At 59.2% G+C, this 14,485-nt stretch carries 16 protein-coding genes; 7 read left to right on the top strand and 9 right to left on the bottom strand.

Annotated elements, in window-relative coordinates; all coding sequences use genetic code 11:
* Position 1 precedes the first annotated feature (1 nt).
* The 8 genes from FHT86_RS17180 to FHT86_RS17145 all read right to left on the bottom strand — a co-directional run bounded on the left by FHT86_RS17180 (position 2) and on the right by FHT86_RS17145 (position 7,200).
* Entirely contained in the window at positions 2-1,486 is a 1,485-nt protein-coding gene (locus FHT86_RS17180) for a CpaF family protein (RefSeq protein ID WP_133708038.1), read from the bottom strand.
* An 81-nt stretch (positions 1,487-1,567) separates the two neighbouring features.
* Positions 1,568-2,839 carry a CpaE family protein gene (locus FHT86_RS17175; protein ID WP_133708037.1) on the bottom strand — a complete coding sequence of 424 codons (1,272 nt, stop codon included), beginning with the start codon at positions 2,837-2,839 and terminating at the stop codon, positions 1,568-1,570.
* 37 nt (positions 2,840-2,876) lie between these two features.
* The gene (locus tag FHT86_RS17170; protein ID WP_133708036.1) at positions 2,877-3,599 is read right to left on the bottom strand and encodes a CpaD family pilus assembly lipoprotein; all 723 of its coding nucleotides are present in this window, start codon (positions 3,597-3,599) and stop codon (positions 2,877-2,879) included.
* Positions 3,600-3,654: 55 nt separating this feature from the next.
* Complete coding sequence (locus FHT86_RS17165; RefSeq protein WP_133708035.1) at positions 3,655-5,154, bottom strand: type II and III secretion system protein family protein; 1,500 nt, start codon at positions 5,152-5,154, stop codon at positions 3,655-3,657.
* 14 nt (positions 5,155-5,168) lie between these two features.
* Complete coding sequence (gene cpaB, locus FHT86_RS17160) at positions 5,169-5,981, bottom strand: Flp pilus assembly protein CpaB (protein WP_133708034.1); 813 nt, start codon at positions 5,979-5,981, stop codon at positions 5,169-5,171.
* A gap of 163 nt (positions 5,982-6,144) precedes the next feature.
* A complete protein-coding gene (locus tag FHT86_RS17155) occupies positions 6,145-6,657 on the bottom strand; it encodes a prepilin peptidase (protein ID WP_133708033.1) in 513 nt (170 codons plus the stop codon).
* A 92-nt stretch (positions 6,658-6,749) separates the two neighbouring features.
* Positions 6,750-6,932, bottom strand: a complete 183-nt coding sequence (locus FHT86_RS17150) for a Flp family type IVb pilin (RefSeq protein ID WP_133708032.1) — start codon at positions 6,930-6,932, stop codon at positions 6,750-6,752.
* 85 nt (positions 6,933-7,017) lie between these two features.
* On the bottom strand, positions 7,018-7,200 hold the full coding sequence (locus FHT86_RS17145) for a Flp family type IVb pilin (RefSeq protein ID WP_133708031.1): 183 nt from the start codon (positions 7,198-7,200) through the stop codon (positions 7,018-7,020).
* Between the two features lie 405 nt (positions 7,201-7,605).
* On the opposite strand from FHT86_RS17145, the gene FHT86_RS17140 reads away from it, so the two are divergent.
* From FHT86_RS17140 to FHT86_RS17110, 7 genes are all read left to right on the top strand, one after another.
* The gene (locus tag FHT86_RS17140; protein WP_133708030.1) at positions 7,606-8,028 is read left to right on the top strand and encodes a pilus assembly protein N-terminal domain-containing protein; all 423 of its coding nucleotides are present in this window, start codon (positions 7,606-7,608) and stop codon (positions 8,026-8,028) included.
* 160 nt (positions 8,029-8,188) lie between these two features.
* Entirely contained in the window at positions 8,189-8,830 is a 642-nt protein-coding gene (locus FHT86_RS17135; protein ID WP_133708029.1) for a TadE/TadG family type IV pilus assembly protein, read from the top strand.
* Between the two features lie 14 nt (positions 8,831-8,844).
* Positions 8,845-9,423: a TadE/TadG family type IV pilus assembly protein gene (locus FHT86_RS17130; RefSeq protein WP_133708622.1), complete on the top strand. Its 579-nt coding sequence runs from the start codon at positions 8,845-8,847 to the stop codon at positions 9,421-9,423.
* 135 nt (positions 9,424-9,558) lie between these two features.
* The gene (locus tag FHT86_RS17125; protein WP_133708028.1) at positions 9,559-10,779 is read left to right on the top strand and encodes a phosphopentomutase; all 1,221 of its coding nucleotides are present in this window, start codon (positions 9,559-9,561) and stop codon (positions 10,777-10,779) included.
* The gene (locus FHT86_RS17120) at positions 10,776-11,744 is read left to right on the top strand and encodes an adenosine deaminase (RefSeq protein WP_133708027.1); all 969 of its coding nucleotides are present in this window, start codon (positions 10,776-10,778) and stop codon (positions 11,742-11,744) included. Before FHT86_RS17125 ends, FHT86_RS17120 begins: the two co-directional genes overlap by 4 nt.
* Before the next feature lie 121 nt (positions 11,745-11,865).
* Positions 11,866-12,495 (top strand): uracil phosphoribosyltransferase, encoded by a 630-nt coding sequence (upp, locus tag FHT86_RS17115; protein WP_133708026.1) that lies wholly within the window; start codon positions 11,866-11,868, stop codon positions 12,493-12,495.
* 148 nt (positions 12,496-12,643) lie between these two features.
* Positions 12,644-13,168 carry a TIGR02281 family clan AA aspartic protease gene (locus FHT86_RS17110; protein ID WP_133708025.1) on the top strand — a complete coding sequence of 175 codons (525 nt, stop codon included), beginning with the start codon at positions 12,644-12,646 and terminating at the stop codon, positions 13,166-13,168.
* A 7-nt stretch (positions 13,169-13,175) separates the two neighbouring features.
* On the opposite strand, the gene deoA is transcribed toward FHT86_RS17110, so the two are convergent.
* The gene (gene deoA, locus FHT86_RS17105) at positions 13,176-14,483 is read right to left on the bottom strand and encodes a thymidine phosphorylase (protein ID WP_133708024.1); all 1,308 of its coding nucleotides are present in this window, start codon (positions 14,481-14,483) and stop codon (positions 13,176-13,178) included.
* Positions 14,484-14,485: the final 2 nt, after the last annotated feature.

The following is a 14,485-nucleotide window of genomic DNA, read 5'->3' as shown; positions in this document are numbered from 1 at the left end:
CCTATTTCGACTTGTTTTCCATTTCGTCGAGGGCAGCGGCCAAACGCTTTTCCTCGTTGTAATAGCGGGCGCGGTCCCAGAAATTCGGCTTGCCGATGCCAGTCGATACATGCCGGCCAATGATGCGGCCGTTCGCGTCTTCGCCTTCCATCTCGTAGCGCATCAAGTCCTGGGTGATGATCACGTCGCCTTCCATGCCGATCACCTCGGTGATCTGGGTGATGCGGCGGGAACCGTCACGTAGACGGGCGGCCTGGATCACCACGTCGACGGACGTGGAAATAATCTCACGCACCGTCTTCGCCGGCAGGGTGAAGCCGCCCATGGCGATCATCGATTCCATACGGCTCAGGCACTCGCGCGGCGTGTTGGCGTGGATCGTGCCCATGGAGCCATCATGACCGGTGTTCATCGCCTGCAGCAGGTCGAAGACTTCCGGTCCGCGCACTTCGCCGACGATGATGCGTTCCGGGCGCATACGCAGGCAGTTCTTGACGAGGTCGCGCATGGTGATTTCGCCCTCGCCTTCGATATTTGGCGGGCGGGTTTCGAGGCGGACGACGTGCGGCTGCTGGAGCTGCAGTTCCGCCGTGTCTTCGCAGGTGATAACGCGCTCGTCGCGATCGATGTAGTTGGTCAGGCAGTTCAAGAGCGTCGTCTTGCCCGAGCCGGTACCGCCCGAAATGACGACATTGCAACGAACGCGGCCGATGATCTGCAGCAGCGTGGCGCCCTCCGGCGTGATGGCGCCAAAGCGGACGAGCTGGTCGAGCGTCAGCTTGTCCTTCTTGAATTTGCGGATGGTCAGCGCCGGGCCGTCGATCGACAGCGGCGGCGCAATGACGTTGACGCGCGATCCGTCCGGGAGGCGGGCGTCGCAGATCGGGCTGGATTCATCGACACGACGGCCAACCTGGCTGACGATGCGCTGGCAGATGGAAAGTAGCTGGGCATTGTCGCGGAAGCGGATTTCCGATTCGACCGTCTTGCCGCCGACTTCGATGAAGGTCTGACCGGCGCCATTGACCATGATGTCGGCGATATCGTCGCGGGCGAGCAGCGGCTCCAGCGGGCCGTAACCGAGTACGTCGTTGCAGATGTCCTCGAGCAACTCCTCCTGCTCGGAGATCGACATCGCAAAATTCTTGATGGTGATGATGTCGTTGACGATGTCGCGGATTTCCTCGCGCGCCGCTTCGGCATCGAGCTTGGAGAGCTGCGACAGATCGATCGTGTCGATCAGCGCGGAAAAGACCTGCGACTTGGTATCGTAATATTCCTCGGTGCGCGCCGGCCGGCGGCGTGTCGGCGTCTGCATCGGCGGAGGCGCCACTTGCTGGCGTTGTTGCGACGCCTCGCGCGCCGGCTCGACCAGCACGGTCGATGCCGCCGGCGCCGCAGCAGCGGAGGGCGCGCGCGGCGGCGACGGCGGAGGCGCTATGCCGCCGCTTTTTGCAGGACCATCATTTCCGCGTCTGCCAAACATGCCGTCGATCCAATTCTACGCTGGAGCATGATCTCAAAAGCACGAACTGGCTTTCGAACACGATCATGCGAAATCAAACATTTACTTTCGTTTCAGGAGACCAAGCAGGCCACCCTTCTTCACCTTCCTCAGCGCAACGCGCCCGGTGACGATGTGCGATATCTGCGAGAAAGTCTCGGCGACTGGCGATTTCGGATCCGTCTCCGAGATCATGCGGCCGCTGTTGGCGGCATTGCCGAATAAGCTGATATCGAAAGGAATGATGGCGATCGGGTCGATCTCCAGCGGCTCACAGAACTCCGAGGGGCCGATTTCCGGGCGCTTCGGCATGCCGACCTGATTGAGGATGAGATGCGGCGCCTTGTCGTTGGGCCGCAATTTCCGCAGTGCATCCAGCATGTTCTTGGCGTTGCGCAAATTGGCGAGATCGGGTGCCGCGCAAATCACGACTTCATCGACGGCCGAGAGCACGGAGCGTGTCCACTCCGTCCAGAGATGCGGAACGTCGAGCACACTTACCGGCGCGCTGCGTTGCAGGACATCCAGTACCGGCTGAAACGCCTGGCCGTCGAAATCATAGGCGCGATCGAGCATGGAGGGAGCGGCGAGCAGCGACAGGTGCTGCGAACATTTGGTCAAAAGGCGGTCGAGGAAAACCTCATCAAGACGCTCCGGCGCATAGACGGCCTCGGCGATGCCCTGGGCCGGGTCCTGGTCGAAATCAATGTTGGCGGTGCCGTAAGGCAGGTCGAGATCGGCGAGAATGGTCTCGGTCGAGAACAGGTTGGAGATGCCGAAAGCGCAATTATGCGCAATAGTGGACGCCCCTACCCCACCCTTGGCGCCAATGAAGGCGACGCTACGGCCCAGCGGTTCTGCATCGGGATCGACGAAGATAGCCGCCATCGCCGCCATCACGTCGGTCATGGCAACCGGTTGGACCATATATTCGGATATGCCGTTGCGGATGAGTTCGCGATAGAGGCCGATGTCATTGTGATAGCCGACGATCACCACCTTGGTGCTGGGATCGCAGACCGCAGCGAGCGGCGCAAGCTCCGCCAGTAGATTGTGCGCATTGGCACGGATTTCCAGGATGATCAGATTGGGCGTCGGCGTCGAGGCGAACATGTTTGCCGCCGCCGCCGTGCTGCCGCTGGTAATCCTGAGGCTGACCTTGGACATGCGCCGATCGTTGGCGCATCTGTCCATGACCTGCTGCAAATGCTCGCTTTCGCAGAAGGCATGCACGGAGATGCGCGGCAGCGGCCGCATGTTTTCGAGATCGGCCGCGCGGGGTGTATCCTCGGCTTCCGCTGCTGTCTGTCTGATCTCGTAATCGAGGGCGCTCATGATTTTGTCCTGTTCCGACGACGGTAAGCTCTCATGATCAGGAACCGCCATTGCCGAAGCCGCTGATCGTGGCCGTGCTGGTCGGGGCAGTGCCGTTGCGGTAGTTGTCGATCACCTTGCTGCGCTGGTCAGTGTCGATCGGCGACATGGCACGCGGTGCGATGAGGTCGGTCGGATTGGCCACTTGCGCTGCGAGGTTGTTCTGTGTGGCGCAACCGAAATTGTAGTAGTTCTGATTGTCGAAAGCATTGTCGGCCAGATCGTCCGGCCACTGGCCGCAAGCATTGGTGACTGCCGTGGTCGCCGCGAAGCGGAGACGAATGGGCGCGGCATCGCCGAGGCCACCAGCCGGATAATAATTATCGACAATGCGCGCCGACGGAATGCCGCTCGCCACCAACTCCTGACGGATCTGCCGGCGGAGCGCCGATACGGCGGGCGAATTGGCGCCGCCGCCAGGCGCCAGAATTTCCACCGTACCGGAGGCGTGTGCCCTGTAATCCTGCACGAAACCGCGAACCGTATCGCGGACGCCCGTCGTTAAGCGGCGATCTCCCGTCGCAACGGGGATGTCAACGTGATGCTCCTTCTCGGTCAGCACGATCGGATGGCGCTGACGATAGTCGTCAGAAATGGCGCTGGTGGTCATGCCATCCTGGGAGCCTGCACAACCGACGACGGCTGCAGCCATCATGATCAGGGCCAGGGCCGTGAACCGCAGCCTGGTGATGCGGGGCGCATTGCGATCGAGGCTGGCCATTTTTTGGTCTCTCGTTGTTCCGGTTGAAAAGGGGCGCGTCATGATCCATTTCCCCTCACTTGTAGATAAAGCCGACCGTGCCGTGGAAATCGGCATCCGCAACCGGCGGCCCATCCTTGTGCCCGTAGATCTTGTTGACTCGGTTCATGAAGAAGGCGGCAACATCGTTGCTCGGCGAGAAATTGTCGTCAGGACGAGCGAGCTGAGCGCGCGCCACCGGTCGCACCAGGTAGGGCGTCGCGATAATCACGAGTTCGCTTTCATCGCGTTCAAAACTCTTTTGGCGGAATAATGCGCCGAGGATCGGGATCTTCGAAGCGCCGGGCGTACCGTTCGTGGTTTGCTGGACGCTATCACTAAGCAGGCCCGCTAGCGCGATGGAGCCGCCGGAGGGTAACTCGACCGAGGTGTCGGCCGCGCGTTGGTTGTACGTTGCCGTTCCTGCCGTACCGACCGGGTTGGATACCTGGGTCTGGATATGGAGACTGATACGCCCTGCCGAAAGAACAACAGGCGTGAAGGCGAGACTGACGCCGTAAGTAAATGGTGTGATTGTTACGTTGCCGTCTTTGTCAGTCGTGGAATAGAGCGTCTGACCGCCAGAATTGAAGGTTGCAGCTTGGCCCGAAATCGCCGTGAGCGTCGGTTCAGCCAGTGTCCGGACGGCACCTGCCTGTTCCATCGCGTTCAGGTAGGTGCTGATGTTGTACCGGCCAAGAGCCGTCTTAAACAGTGCGCTTATGCCACCACCGCCTGCGGCGGCTGTGGAATCGCCGCTGATGTTGCCGAGCTGCGCCACGGTGAGGCCGGAGGAATTGCTGACGAGATTGTCGAAACCGATCTGTTTCAACACGCTGCGCTTGATCTCGGCGACAGTGACCTTCAGCGTCACCTGATCTTCGCCCTCGATCTGCAACATGTTGACGATCTGCGAGGTCTGGCGCGATTCGGCAAAGAGGGCGACAGAATTGTCGCCACCGCTGCCGCTTGCCGTTTCGGTGCGGGTCGTCGCTTCACCGCCCTTGAGGAATGCCTCGGCAAGCTGTTCGGCGCGAGACGAATCCTGCGGTGTGCGAACTGTGCCGGTCATGACGATGTTGTCGGAAACGATCTCGACATCGATGTCGGAGTCCGGGATGAAGCGCTTGATATTGGCCTGCAGACTGGAAATGTCGCGTTCGATCTGGAGGTCGAGGCTCACGATCTCCTTCCCATCGGCACCGAAGACGAAGATATTGGTCTGGCCGACCGTCTTGCCGAAGAGATAGATGCGGCGCGAGGTGCGCGTCACGGCATCGGCCATCTTCGGATCGGAAACGAGAATATCATGCGCATCCGCCGGCAGGTCGACCACCAGCGCCTTGTTGAGCCCAAGTTTCAGCGTGCGCTTGGTGCCTAGACCGGCAATGGTCACGATACTGTCGGCACCGTCGGCCCTAGCCGTCGCCATACGCAGGAAGGCCGGCGCTTCGGCAAAAGGCAGGCCGGCAAAAGCGACCGAGAAGGAGAGCGCGGTAAGCGAGAGGAGGCCAATCGGTTTGCTGGTCTTGAACATGATCCCGGCCCTTCTCATTGCGTCTTGGCTGCGGCTGTGCCGTTGGCAACAATCGCACCGGATTTGATGACCTGGACGACGGCGCCGCCGTTGTCGCCCGTCAGTAGATAGTCGGCGGCGGTCGTATCCGGTTGCGCTGCATCGGCGACGGAGCGCAGCGCCAGCGTCAATCGGTCGGCCATCTGTTGGGCAACCGCCAGAACCTTGGTCTGGTCCGGCGTCAGCTCCAATGTCGCAGTCGTGCCGACCACTGCCTTGCTTCCATCCTGCTTTTCCTCAATCTGTTGATCGACGGCGAGCACACGGACGTTGCTGAGCACCGTCTCGGTCACGAATTTCTGGGTATCGCCCTTACGCACCATGATCACGTCGACACGATCATTGGGGAGGATGAAGCCGCCGGCACCGGTCGCGACGGAAATTTCGGTGGCGACCGCACGTTTGCCCGAGGGCAGCAGCGAAGAGAGAATGTGGCTATTGGAATCGGCGACTTTCTCTTCGCGAATCGGTTCGCCTTCAAAGATCGGCAGGCGGACGACGGCACCGTTCAGGTCCTTCAGCGCATCGGGGCGATCGGCTTCGGTGATGAAACCCTTGACGATGCCGCTTTGCGGCCAGGCCATCCAGTGGATCGACTTTTCGTTCAGACGCGAGCCGACCGGAAGATTGGCGTCGGCGACGAGCACATTGACTGTCGCCTCCTTTTCCACCACCGCTGCGACCTGCGGCACGACATTGTGCGAGGCGGCCAGACGCATCGCCAGCAGTCCGGCAAGCCCTGCCGCGACAACTGCCACCGCGAGTATCATTATGCGAGCGGGTTTCATGATCATTCCTTGGGGAATACGACTCTTCGCCCCGCAGAATGCTCAGTAATTGGTGTAATTATGGTTAATGGTATATTATATTTACAGTCATTTAAGAGTTGCTATCAAAGTGATGTAAGATTTAAAATTAGCAATACACCGTTAATACTTAGAAATATCTAATTTAGATAACGTGCGATGCCGCCACCGCGACCATTGGCGACGAGGGAAAAGCCAGGAAGCCGCCAATGGCAATGGCAATGCCATAAGGGATCTTTTTAGCAATCAGCAGCGAGTTCGGCAGCGGCAGGCCCATGGCCAGAATGACATTCGATTGCGAACGTATCATAAGAATGGCTATCGTCACCACGCCGCCGAGGAATGCGACATAGACAAGGAAGGAGAGAAGCGACGGATCGAAACCGAACCAGAGCGCCGATGCCGCCAGCAGCTTGGCATCGCCACCGCCCATGACGTTCAATGCAAAAAGTGCAAAGCAGACACAGAAAACAATGGCCGCGCCGGCAAAGTGCATGCCGATCTCCGGTAGCGTCAGGCCGACGAGCGGCGCAAGCACAATGAAAGCACCAACCAGGATGAGCGACACCCGGTTCGGGATTGTCATGGTCAAAAGATCGGAGACAGCCGCGACCGACAAGCAGAGGGGGAAGATCAGCAATGTTGCGGCTTCAAGCATTTGATATCCCCAGCTCGAACTATAAAGGTCAAAAACCGCTCATAGTACTGAGCGGTTTCCGAACATTTTACACCATTATACTTCCGCAACAATTAATGCGCTGTGGAAGCGTTGGTCATATCGGTCGAAATACCATTGAAAACGGTGCTGAGCGTGTTGCCCAGGGTCGTTGCGCCGGCAATGATGGCTACGGAGATCAGCGCGGCAATCAGACCGTATTCGATTGCGGTCGCACCGGATTCGTCTTTCAGGAAACGCGAAAAAAGCTTAGTCATAAGGTAACTCCGCTCATTTTGTTAACAGCACGTCCGTCAACAGTGCCGCTTTCAATCCAAACATGCCGCTGAGGCACCGCAACGATTAGTGTGCGGTAGAAGCGGTGTTCATCTTGGTTGAAATGCTATTGAACGTGGTGCTGAGCGTGTTGCCCAGAGTCGTTGCGCCAGCAATGATGGCTACGGAGATCAGCGCGGCGATCAGGCCGTATTCGATTGCAGTCGCACCGGATTCGTCTTTCAGGAAACGCGAAAAAAGCTTGGTCATAAGTTAACTCCACTCACTTTGTTGACAGCACGTCCGCCAACTGTTTGCCGTTGATCGGATGAGTTGCACGGTAGCGGCTGGCCGTTTCCATCGCTTTAAGGAAGTGGGTTAACAGATAGGAAATTCTAAAACGCAAATAGACTAGTTAACGTCAATTCATGTCTTTCCGAGCATTTTTAAAGAAAATCTTCAATTTTTAAGCGATGATTAGAAGTCAATATATTAGTTCGGCATATGGAATGTCTCGGAATATTGCACACCTCGAATGGAAATCCCAAAATGGAAGCCAAAGGGGACGAACTTGCGTCGGAATTGTACGAGTAGCCTTATCTTAATTGTTCGTTCACCATTCTTTCTCATTCTATTTGGCAACCGTTTCCGCCACCAGCTTCACGAGGCCTGACCATGCCAACCCGCGGCAGAACCGCATTCTTTGCCTGCGCCGCCGCAATAGTAGGCCTGATGCCGCAGTTTTCCCACGCGGCGGATGACGGCATGCTGCGCGTCTATATGGACCACGCGCGCGTGCTGAAGCTCGATCGTCCCGTGAGCAAGGTCATCGTCGGCAATTCACAGGTTGCCGACGCGACCGTCGCCGATCCGAAGACCATCGTGCTTACCGGCCGCAGCTTCGGCACGACAAACATCGTCCTGCTCGATTCGGACGGCAACGCAATCGTCGACGAACGTATCCTCGTATCGATCGACGAGGGCAACACCGTACGCGTCTACCGTCAGACCAACCGCTCGGTGCTGTCCTGCACGCCCAATTGCGAGCAGCATGCCCAACAGAACAATGCCACCCCCGCTGCATCCGCCAGCCCGTAAAGGGGAGGTTTTCGTTCCCTCCTTATATTCAATTATACTATATAAGATTCTTCTTTCTTAAATAAATCCAAGCTTCCTCTCAATATGAAGAGAGAAGAGAAACGGATTATCAACAAAGCGGTTCTAGTCTCGTCCTATGTAAATCGCCGCGGATCCCGGTATGACGCCACACGACGATCTTCTTGAGGGCAAGACCTTTGCACGGCGACGTGCGGGGGGAGGCCTACGCGAATTCGTGCGCTCTCGCGACGGCACAGCGGCTATCGAATTCGCCCTTTTGGCGATTCCCTATTTCCTGATCATCTTCGCGATCCTGGAAACATTCGTCGCCTTCGTCGCCGAACAGGTCGTTTCCAATGCCGTCGATACAGTAGCGCGCGAGATCCGAACCGGGCAGATTACTTACAATCACAATACGACGACTGACCTAACACAGGATAAGTTCCGTCAGGCCTTCTGCAACGAAATCTCGGTGATCATAGCCTGTTCGACAACCGAACTTGCCACGGCGACGGCTACCAATCTCTATCTCGACGTCGAAACCTACCAGAGCTTTGCCGATATGCCGACGACCATCCCACGCGTGTCGTCCGATCCTTATTCCGATCTCAACACAACGGGCTTCAATTTCGCACCTGGCGGCGCCCAGACGAGGAATATGGTGCGTGCCTACTATCGCTGGCACATAATAACCGATCTGCTGCGGCCTTATCTCACCAATATCCGCCCTACTGATGGCTCAATGCCGACGACCTATCTCATCGTCGCGACGGCCGCTTTCCTGAACGAGAATTACCCTTGAGACGGCGGCTGGAGATGTATGGGAAAGCGCTGATGGTAACGCTTTGTGCTCCTTTGCGGCGCTTTGCCCGCGACGAGCGGGGCATCGGCGCGATCGAATTCGCCATTCTCTTCCCCGTGCTGCTGATGCTTTATCTCGGCGCCTTCGAACTCACCATCGCCCTCAGCGTCGAAAAGCGCGCGAGCCGGTCGGCCGGCTCCATCGCCGACATCCTCACCCAGCAATCGAGCGTCACGAAATCGTCGCTCGCCGAGATGCCTTCCGTCGCCGGCGCCATTTTTGCACCCTATGCGACAACCGGCCTGACGCTGAAGATCACCGGCGTCGCCATCGACTCCGGTAGCAACGCCACTGTCGCGTGGTCCTGGGCGCAGGACGGCAGCAAGCCCTATTCGACCGGCAGTGCCGTCACAGTGCCCAGCAACATCGGTCAGGCAGGCTCGTTTCTGGTGCGCACCGAGCTCGCCATTCCGTATCAGCTCATCAGTTTCGGCTCAGATTTCCTGCCCGCCGGTAGCAGCCAGATCACCATCAGCCGCCAGTATTTTTATCGTCCGCGCACCGGCAGTTCGGTCGCCTGTACCGACTGTTGAGCCGAACTACTGTAAATCCGTGCGATATTCCCCATTTAACAGGAAAATTGCCAAGTCGACGCCTCCGTTATATGGGTGACGTCCAATGCGCCTGACATTAGATGTCGCGCACTGAGCAATCTTATCGGGTGATCCATGGCGCGCGCCTTTCTCTTCGTTCTTGATTCCTTCGGTGTCGGCGGCGGTCCGGATGCGGCGACCTACGGCGACGAGGGCGCAGATACGCTTGGCCATATCGCCGAGTTCTGCGCGGCGGGTGCTGCCGATCGCGAAGGCCTGCGTTCCGGTCCTTTGGCGCTGCCGAACATGTCGGGTCTCGGATTGTTGGAAATTGCCAAGGCGGCGACTGGCCGCTATCCGGCTGGTATGCCGAAGCCGGAAAAGCTCTATGGTCTCTATGGCTGCGCCAATGAAGTCTCACACGGCAAGGACACGCCGTCGGGCCACTGGGAAATCGCCGGCACGCCCGTGATGTTCGACTGGGGTTATTTTTCCGCTGAGGGCGACGCCTTTCCGCCGGAGCTGGTGGAGGCCATTTGCAAAGCGGCCGATCTCCCCGGCATTCTCGGCAACTGCCACGCATCCGGCACAGAGATCATCGCCAAATATGGCGAGGAACATATCCGTAGCGGCAAACCGATCTGCTACACCTCGTCCGATTCCGTCTTCCAGATTGCAGCGCATGAGCGCCATTTTGGCCTCGAACGGCTGATCGCTCTCTGCCAGATCGTCCGCACCCTGCTCGATCCTTATAATATCGGCCGCGTCATCGCCCGGCCCTTCATCGGGGAGACGCAGACCACGTTCGAGCGTACCGGCAACCGCCGGGACTTCTCCGTGCTGCCGCCCGAGCCGACCCTGCTCGACCGCCTGGTCAAGGCCGAACGCACCGTGCATGCGGTTGGCAAGATCGGCGATATTTTCGCGCATCAGGGTATCTCCAAAGTCATCAAAGCCAACGGCAACATGAAGCTGATGGATGCAACGCTGAAGACTATGGACGAAACAGCCGATGGCGATCTCGTTTTCACGAATTTCGTCGATTTCGACATGGTCTATGGTCATCGCCGTGATGTGGCCGGCTATGCGGCCGCGCTTGAAGCCTTTGACGCGCGACTGCCGGATGTGCATGAGAAACTGAAGCCCGGCGATCTCGTCATCCTGACCGCCGATCACGGCTGCGACCCGACCTGGCGCGGTACCGACCACACGCGCGAGCGCGTGCCTGTGATCGCCTATGGACCCGGCATCCGCTCGCGTCCGATCGGTATCCGACAGACCTATGCCGATATCGGCGAAACCGTCGCGCGCCATTTGGGAATTGCGGCGGGGCCGCATGGAAGGAGTTTTCTGTGACATCGCATTTGAAGAAGGTGGAGCTGCATTGTCATCTCGAGGGCGCGGCTCCTCCGGCGCTGACGCTCGCGCAGGCACGGAAATACAACGTCGATACCAGCGCCTTCATGCGTGACGGCATCTATCTCTGGAAGGATTTTACCGAATTCCTCGTCTGCTACGACAAGGTCTCCGAGGTCTATCGCACGGAGGAAGACTACGCGTTGCTGACCGAAACTTATCTCGAGGAGCTTGCGGGCATCGGCACGATCTATAGTGAGCTGATCGTCTCGCCCGACCATGGCGACCGCATCGGCCTCGGCGCCGACGCCTATATGGCGGGCGTCTCGGCCGGCATTCGCGCGGCACAGGAAAAAAGTGGCATCGTCGCCAGGCTGCTTGTCACCGGCGAACGTCATTTTGGGCCGGATCGCGTCATCAAGGCTGCCGAATATGCCGCCAAAAGCGATAATCCGCTGATCACGGGTTTCAATATGGCGGGCGAAGAGCGCATGGGCCGTGTCGCAGATTATGCACGTGCTTTCGACATTGCCCGCGAAGCCGGCCTCGGCCTCACCATCCATGCCGGCGAAGTCTGCGGCGCGTTCAGCGTTGCCGATGCCGTCACGCTGGTGCGCCCGGCGCGCATCGGCCATGGCGTGCGCGCCATCGAGGACGCCGACCTTGTCAAGCGCCTTGCGGATCTCGGCACGGTGCTGGAAGTCTGCCCCGGGTCGAATGTCGCACTGAATGTCTTCCCAGATTTCGCCGCGCATCCGCTGCGCCAGCTTCGCGACGCCGGCGTCCGCGTCACCATCAATTCCGACGATCCGCCCTTCTTCCACACCTCTCTGAAGCGCGAATACGATCTTGCCTCCACCGCCTTCGGCTTCAGCGACGACGAGATCGACGCTATGACCCGCACGGCTATCGAGGCGGCCTTCGTGGACGAGGCAACGCGGGCGGCGCTATTGGCAAGACTGTAACAGCATCGTTTAGGCCGCAGACTGGGGATGAAATCTCTGCGTGAGGCCTATTTTCTTGCACCGAGGGCGATTTCCGTGAAAGAAACATCTCATATCGCGGAATTACTGGAAGGCTGAAACCATGGACGGCGTCACTGTCATCGATCACCCGCTCGTGCAGCATAAATTGACCATCATGCGCAAGAAGGACACGTCGACGGGCAGCTTCCGCCGGCTGTTGCGCGAGATCTCGACGCTGCTCTGCTACGAAGTCACCCGCGACCTCGAATTGACGATCGAGACTATCGAGACGCCGCTTCAGACCATGGACGCGCCGATCCTTGAGGGCAAAAAGCTGGTCTTCGCCTCGATCCTGCGCGCCGGTAACGGTCTGCTGGAAGGCATGCTCGACCTCGTACCCTCGGCCCGCGTTTCGCATATCGGCGTCTATCGCGATCACGAGACGCTGCAGCCGGTGGAATACTACTTCAAGGCGCCGGAGGATATTTCCGAGCGCCTGATCATCGTCGTCGATCCGATGCTGGCAACCGGCAACTCTTCTATCGCGGCCATCGACAAGCTGAAGGAGCGCGGCGCCCACAATATCCGCTTCCTCTGCCTGCTCGCCGCACCGGAAGGCCTCGCCAATTTCTGCAAGGCGCATCCGGACGTGCCGGTCTTCACAGCAGCGATCGACAGCCATTTGAATGAAAAAGGCTATATCGTTCCCGGCCTCGGCGATGCCGGCGACCGCATGTACGGCACGAAGTAAATCCTGTCGCTATATTTGTTTTTTGCCTGGCAGCCCCCAACTGCCGGGCTTTTTATTGATCTGTTTAGCGACCTGTCAGCGAAGATGCTTTAAACGTCGGGGATCAAATGGGCTCGAGATAACCAAGCCCATAGGAAGGATCTCGCCGATGCTCGTTCGCGTTCTTGTCTTTGCCGGCCTCATCGCCGCAGCTGCCACGCAGGTTCCCGCGTTGCTCAGTAAGCAAGCGGCAACCAGCGAAAGCTCGACGGCCGTCGGCGAAGTTGCGTTGGCGCAGCAGCCCATTGCGGCGCCGGCTGCATATGGAAGCGTGATGTTGCCAGCCGGCGCGGGCGGTCACTATGAGGGTGATTTCAAGATCAACGGCCGGTCGGTGCATGGTCTGATCGATACGGGCGCAACCTATGTGGCAATCAACGAGAGCACAGCACGCCGCCTCGGCATCAGCGGCAACGATCTCGATTATCGCTACACCATCCAGACAGCCAATGGCGCGTCCAAGGTGGCGCTCGCCAAACTCGACCGTCTCGAGATCGGCACGATCAAGGTCCGCGATGTCGACGCCGTGGTTGCCAAGGACGACGCGTTGAGCACGACGTTGATCGGCATGAGTTTCCTGAAAAAGCTCAATTCCTATGGCGCCGAGAACGGCTCATTGCGTCTGACTCAATAGTTGCCTCTCAGATCCGCGTAACGATCACCGGCGGCAGAACGGGTGCGGCATCACCAATCCGGTAGTTCGCGGCCAAATCTGCTGCGGCCCTTTCGGCGCTCGCCTCGTCGGCGGCATGGACAGTTGCGATGCGGTCGCCTTTGGCGACCCTCGTTTCGAGCGGCAGGATATCGCTGAAGCCAACGCGATGATCGATCTTATCCTGCGGATGACGGCGACCGCCCCCCAGATCGATCACGCTCATGCCGATGGCGCGAGCATCGCAGGCCGTCAACCAGCCATCCGACGACGCAAGAACCGGCTTCTGCACCGGCGCGGCAATCAGATATCTGTCCGGGCGATCCAGCAGATCGGCAGGGCCGCCAAGGGCGCGAACCATGCGGCCGAACCGCTCGGCTGCCTTGCCGGAGGAAAGGGCTTCGCGCGCTTTTGCGTCAGCCTCGGCCAATGACTTAACGACCCCCGCCTGCGTCAACATCTCTGCGGCGAACGCCAACACGACCGTTTCGAGCCGCGTGCCGGTTTTGCCGCCCTTCAGAAAATCCAGGCAATTGCGGAGTTCGACGACATTACCGGCCGCGTCGGCCAGCGGCTGGTTCATATCCGTGATCAGAGCCGAGGTCCTGACGCCCGCGCCGTTCGCCACCTCAACCAGCGACCGAGCCAACGTCTCGGCCTCTTCCAGCGAGGTCATGAAGGCGCCATTGCCAATCTTGACGTCGAGGACCAGCGTTTCGAGGCCCGCGGCCAGCTTCTTCGATAGGATCGAAGCTGTAATCAACGGCACGGAATCGACCGTCGAAGTGACATCGCGCACGGCATAGAGTTTGCCGTCAGCAGGCGCCAACGTCCCAGTCTGGCCGATGATGGCACAGCCCACCTCATCCACCACCTTGCGGAAGTGTGCCGCATCCGGGGTGATGCCGTAGCCGGGGATCGATTCTAGCTTATCCAGCGTGCCGCCGGTATGGCCGAGGCCACGGCCGGAGATCATCGGCACGGCAAGGCCGCAGGCAGCTGCAATCGGGGCCAGCATCAGCGAAACGTTGTCGCCGATACCGCCGGTCGAGTGTTTGTCGGCGATCGGTCTGTCGATACCGGGCCAGGAAATCCTGTCGCCGGAGCGGGCCATGGCCAGCGTCAGCGCCACGGTCTCCTCACGCGTCATGCCATGAAACCAGACGGCCATGGCGAAGGCGCCGATTTGACTTTCGGCCAGGTCACCCCGCGCAAGGGCCGCGATGAAGGCGTCAATATCGGCGGCGGGTAGCGTGCCGCCATCCCGCTTCCGCCGGATGATCTCCTGCGGGATCATCG

Source organism: Rhizobium sp. BK313, from assembly GCF_014193655.1.
Lineage (GTDB): Bacteria > Pseudomonadota > Alphaproteobacteria > Rhizobiales > Rhizobiaceae > Rhizobium.
Note: the sequence above shows the minus strand (reverse complement) of the source record. Positions and strands in the feature narration are given on the sequence as shown.

Excerpts from the sequence above, each read along its gene's own strand:
- FHT86_RS17140 (WP_133708030.1), top strand. The coding sequence starts at position 7,606 with ATGCCAACCCGCGGCAGAACCGCATTCTTTGCCTGCGCCGCCGCAATA.
- FHT86_RS17110 (WP_133708025.1), top strand. The coding sequence starts at position 12,644 with ATGCTCGTTCGCGTTCTTGTCTTTGCCGGCCTCATCGCCGCAGCTGCC.
- FHT86_RS17180 (WP_133708038.1), bottom strand. The coding sequence starts at position 1,486 with ATGTTTGGCAGACGCGGAAATGATGGTCCTGCAAAAAGCGGCGGCATA.
- deoA (WP_133708024.1), bottom strand. The coding sequence starts at position 14,483 with ATGATCCCGCAGGAGATCATCCGGCGGAAGCGGGATGGCGGCACGCTA.
- FHT86_RS17130 (WP_133708622.1), top strand. The coding sequence starts at position 8,845 with ATGTATGGGAAAGCGCTGATGGTAACGCTTTGTGCTCCTTTGCGGCGC.
- cpaB (WP_133708034.1), bottom strand. The coding sequence starts at position 5,981 with ATGAAACCCGCTCGCATAATGATACTCGCGGTGGCAGTTGTCGCGGCA.
- FHT86_RS17170 (WP_133708036.1), bottom strand. The coding sequence starts at position 3,599 with ATGGCCAGCCTCGATCGCAATGCGCCCCGCATCACCAGGCTGCGGTTC.
- FHT86_RS17125 (WP_133708028.1), top strand. The coding sequence starts at position 9,559 with ATGGCGCGCGCCTTTCTCTTCGTTCTTGATTCCTTCGGTGTCGGCGGC.
- FHT86_RS17135 (WP_133708029.1), top strand. The coding sequence starts at position 8,189 with ATGACGCCACACGACGATCTTCTTGAGGGCAAGACCTTTGCACGGCGA.
- FHT86_RS17150 (WP_133708032.1), bottom strand. The coding sequence starts at position 6,932 with ATGACTAAGCTTTTTTCGCGTTTCCTGAAAGACGAATCCGGTGCGACC.
- FHT86_RS17175 (WP_133708037.1), bottom strand. The coding sequence starts at position 2,839 with ATGAGCGCCCTCGATTACGAGATCAGACAGACAGCAGCGGAAGCCGAG.
- FHT86_RS17145 (WP_133708031.1), bottom strand. The coding sequence starts at position 7,200 with ATGACCAAGCTTTTTTCGCGTTTCCTGAAAGACGAATCCGGTGCGACT.
- FHT86_RS17165 (WP_133708035.1), bottom strand. The coding sequence starts at position 5,154 with ATGTTCAAGACCAGCAAACCGATTGGCCTCCTCTCGCTTACCGCGCTC.
- upp (WP_133708026.1), top strand. The coding sequence starts at position 11,866 with ATGGACGGCGTCACTGTCATCGATCACCCGCTCGTGCAGCATAAATTG.
- FHT86_RS17155 (WP_133708033.1), bottom strand. The coding sequence starts at position 6,657 with ATGCTTGAAGCCGCAACATTGCTGATCTTCCCCCTCTGCTTGTCGGTC.